Source organism: Bacillus sp. SRB_8, assembly GCF_003264205.1.
In the GTDB taxonomy this organism is placed as follows: domain Bacteria; phylum Bacillota; class Bacilli; order Bacillales; family Bacillaceae_G; genus Bacillus_A; species Bacillus_A mycoides.
In genome coordinates this window covers 1-274 of sequence record NZ_NADT01000128.1, presented here as the reverse complement: position 1 = coordinate 274, position 274 = coordinate 1, and the positions used below count along the sequence as shown (strand labels likewise).

At 48.5% G+C, this 274-nt stretch carries 1 protein-coding gene; it reads left to right on the top strand.

What is annotated here, in order from left to right; translation table 11 throughout:
* Positions 1-274 (top strand): reverse transcriptase domain-containing protein (locus B5P40_RS32225; protein WP_142936385.1); only part of this gene is annotated, 274 nt, incomplete at both ends.

Genomic DNA, 274 nt, shown 5'->3' with positions numbered 1-274 from the left:
GCATCTCTCACAATTGCTTCTGTTACCGTACCACAAACAGTCCCAGAAGCCCTGAACGGACCTGAAGCTGGCCATTGGTATGATGCTATGCAGGTTGAATACAAGCAGATGCTCGAATTTGACACATGGACGTTGCAAGAACTACCTCCAGACCGTAAAGCAATCGCCTGCAAATGGGTCTTCAATACCAAGCCTAATCTGACCGGAGATGGTGGTATTCGAAAGTTCAAAGCCCGTTTGGTGATCAAAGGCTTCTCCCAACGTGCTGGTATCG